This window comes from Polaromonas sp. P1_E3 (assembly GCF_056405935.1).
In genome coordinates, this window is the sequence record NZ_JBFUBD010000271.1 from 1 (window position 1) to 3,795 (window position 3,795).

Annotated in this window: 3 protein-coding genes; 2 read left to right on the forward strand and 1 reads right to left on the reverse strand. The window is 61.3% G+C overall.

The window, feature by feature from the left end; genetic code table 11:
- Nucleotides 1-1,058: PhoX family protein (locus AC1D0Z_RS17575; RefSeq protein ID WP_477659490.1), on the forward strand; the 1,058-nt coding region annotated here is incomplete at its 5' end.
- Nucleotides 1,059-1,357: 299 nt separating this feature from the next.
- Nucleotides 1,358-2,407, forward strand: a complete 1,050-nt coding sequence (locus AC1D0Z_RS17580) for an Ldh family oxidoreductase (protein WP_477659491.1) — start codon at nt 1,358-1,360, stop codon at nt 2,405-2,407.
- A 28-nt stretch (nt 2,408-2,435) separates the two neighbouring features.
- On the opposite strand, the gene AC1D0Z_RS17585 is transcribed toward AC1D0Z_RS17580, so the two are convergent.
- The coding region (locus AC1D0Z_RS17585; RefSeq protein ID WP_477659492.1) for a tripartite tricarboxylate transporter permease at nt 2,436-3,795 on the reverse strand (1,360 nt) is incomplete at its 5' end.

The window sequence follows — 3,795 nt, forward strand, 5'->3', positions numbered from 1 at the left end:
AACTGGTGCAGGTCATGCCAGACAACCGCACCGTACTGATGGGCGACGACGCCACCAACAGCGGCCTCTTTGTCTTTGTGGCCGATCGGGAGAAAGACCTTTCGTCGGGCACGCTGTATGTGGGCAAGCTAGGTACCGGTTTCTCGGTCGACCCGGCCGCTGAAGGTGCGAAGATTTCCTGGATCAAGCTGGGCCATGCCACCAGCGCGGAAATCGAAAAGATGGCCGACACGCTCAAGCCCGCCGACATCATGACGGTTTCGAAAACAGACCCTGGTGATGCGAGCTTCACCAAGGTGTTTTATGGCGGCAATGCCAACTGGATCAAGATCAAGCCCGGCATGGAAAAAGCCGCAGCCTTCCTGGAAACCCACCGCTACGCCTACCTCATGGGCGGCAGCATGGGCTTTTCCAAAATGGAAGGCACCACGGTCAATATCAAGGACAAAGTTGCCTACTCGGCGCTGCAGAACATCCAGGACTCCATGGTCAAGACCGGCAAGGGCTGGAACGCGGCCAGCGGCATTGCCCTGGACAAGGCCCTGATCGCCGGCGGTGTGATGGCGCACAAGCTGGCCGGCGGACAAAAAGACCTGGGCGGCAACGCCATCGACAGCGAATGGATGCCCGTACACACCAAGGCCCTGCTGGTTGGTGAAGACATTGCTGCCGATGCGCTGGGCAACAAGGCCGACCCCAATAAAATCGCCAACCCCGACAACCTCAAGTTTTCGGAAAAAATGCGCACCCTCTTCATCGGCGAAGACAGCGGCTCGCACGTCAACAATTTCATCTGGGCCTACAACGTCGACACGAAACAGTTGTCGCGCCTGATGTCGATGCCCGCGGGCGCCGAGGCTACCGGACTGCATGTGGTGGACGACCTGAACGGCTGGACCTACATCATGAGCAACTTCCAGCACGCGGGCGACTGGAATTCACTGCACAGCAAGGTGCAGGCCACGCTGGACCCACTGGTGCGCGCGAACTACAAAGACCGCTTCGGCGCGGCTGTCGGCTATCTCACTGCAGACCCCAGCAGCATCAAGCTGGGCTGATTGACGGCTTATCCATAAACAGGGTCCCCGGCACCGGCTTCGGTGGCTCAGGCGGAAAGCGGGTCTTGGCCAGCTTTCCGCTTTTTTTATGGCCGCTGGATTCAATGCCAGGCGCATTGAGCGGCAGGCGCCCATGCGTGTTCGTCCCTAGAATGTTGAGGATAGCGATGGCCGGCCTGATGTAGCCTGTGCGGGAGGATGTGCACAAAAGCACGGCCAGCCCATACAGGACAGGCGCTAGCAGCTATCAAAAACAGAGCGCCACAGCAACAACATTGAGACAACCGCCGAGACAATCCATGCGATATGCCCATCACGACCTGATCCACTACGCCCACACCCTGCTGAGCGCCGCCGGCCTGGAGCACGACAAAGCTGCTGCCGTGGCCGACATACTGGTCCAGGGAGACCTGATGGGCCACAACACCCATGGGCTCGCCCTGCTGCCGGGCTACCTGGCGGAGCTGGAGTCCGGCGCGATGCAAAAACTCGGCACACCCACCACCCTGGCTGACCATCCTGCGGCGGTGACCTGGGACGGCCGCCGCCTGCCCGGGCCGTGGCTGGTTCTTGAAGCCATGGCGCTGGCCAGTGAGCGCGCCGCCGCCCAAGGCACCTGCACGGTGGTCATTCGCCGCAGCCACCATATCGCCTGCCTGGCCGCCTACCTCAAGCGCGCCACCGACCGGGGACTGATGATGATCCTGACCTGCTCGGACCCGAACACCGCCAGCGTTGCGCCGTTCGGCGGGCTGGACCCTGTGTTCACGCCCAACCCGATTTCGGCCGGCATCCCCACCGGCAGCGTCCCGGTGCTGATGGACGTATCGACTTCAGCCACGACGAACGGCATGACCAACCGGCTGCACAAGGAGGGCAAGCGCCTGCCCGCCGCCTGGGTCATGGACGGCCACGGTGCGGCCAGCGACAACCCGTCGGTGCTGTTCGACGAACCCAAGGGCACCATCCTGCCGCTTGGTGGCATGGATTCGGGCCACAAAGGCTACGGACTCACCTTGCTGGTGGAGGCCCTCACGGGTGGCCTGGCCGGCCACGGCCGTGCCGACGCGAAGGAAGGCTGGGGCGCGACGGTGTTTTTACAGGTGATTGACCCGCGCGCTTTTGCAGGCCTGGATGCCTTCACGCGTCAGACCGGCCATGTGGCCGACGCTTGCCGCGCATCACGCCCCGCTCACGAGGGTTCTGCCGTGCGTACACCAGGAGAAAAAGGCGTTGCGCTGGCTGACAAGCAGAAACAGGGCGGTGTGGAGCTGTATCCGTCCATCCTGCCTTCCCTGTCAAGCTGGGCCATCAAGCTCGGCGTGACTGAGCCTGTTGCCACCCACTGAAGCGTACCCAAGCTGCCGCGAAAGGCAGTCAGGCCAGCTGCCGCCTCTGGCGTAACTGGCGCAACACCAGGGGCAAGGTCCAGACCAGCACCGTCACCACGGCCAGGCACGCGGCAATCGGCCGGCTGACAAACGCCATGACGTTGCCGTCCGACTTGATCATGGAAGTGATGAAGTTTTCCTCAAGCATGCCGCCCAGCACCACACCCAGAATGGCGGGTGCGATGGGGAAATTATTCTCTTCCAGCAGATAGGCGATCAGGCCCGCCACCAGCATCACGGTAATCTCAAAGGCTGAATTGTTGATGGCAAAGGTGCCCACAATGCAAAACAGCAGGATGACCGGCATGAGGATGTTGCGCGGTACCTTGAGGATTTTCTTGGATGCCTTGATACACAGGATGCCCAGGGGAATCATGATGATGTTGGCCAGGATGAAGATCAGGAAAATGGCGTAGATGTTCTGCGGGTTGGTGGTAAAAAGCGTCGGCCCGGGATTCATGTTTTTCATATAGAGCACACCGATCACGATGGCCGTGATTGAATCGCCCGGAATACCGAACACCAGCGCGGGAATCCACGCGCCCGCCAGCGCGCTGTTGTTGGCCGACCCCGACTCCACGATGCCTTCCACATGGCCGGTGCCGAATTTTTCGGGTTCTTTGGAAAATTTCTTGCTCATGGCATAAGACATCCATGCGGCAATGTCGGCGCCCGCACCGGGCAACGCGCCCACCGCGGTGCCCAGCACGCTGCCCCGCAGTATCTGCACCGGGTATTTTTTGGCCAGCTGCCACTGCCCTTTCAACACATTGCCCACCTGGTCCACCACCAGTTCGGCCGGCGGGCTGGTGTCCACCACATAGCGGATGATTTCGGAGATCGCAAACATCCCGATCATCATGGAGATCATGCCGATGCCGCCCGTCATCTCGGCGTTGCCGAACGTGAAGCGGGGGTAGCCGCCCGGGTTATTGAGACCGACACAGGCCACCATCAGGCCTAGCAGAAGTGAGATCACTCCTTTGAGCGGCCGGTCAGAAGTAATGAAAACTGCGCAGGTCAGGCCCAGCAAGACCAGCCAGAAATATTCGAATGAGCTGAAGCGGATGGCGAAATCAGCCAGGGCCGGTGCGGCAAGAATCAGCACCACGGTACCGAACAGGCCGCCCACCGCGGAAAACACCAGGCCGGCACCCAACGCAAGCTCCGCCTGGCCTTTGCGCGTCAATGCGAAAGCTTCGTCGGTATAGGCAGCAGATGCCGGGGTGCCCGGAATCCGCAGCAGGCAGCCGGGAATATCGCCCGAAAAAATCGCCATGGCGGTCGCCGTCACGATGGCGGCCACGGCAGGGACCGGCGCCATGAAAAAGGTCACGGGCACCAGC

Coding starts and splice junctions, on each gene's coding strand:
- AC1D0Z_RS17580 (WP_477659491.1), top strand. CDS start 1,358: ATGCGATATGCCCATCACGACCTGATCCACTACGCCCACACCCTGCTG.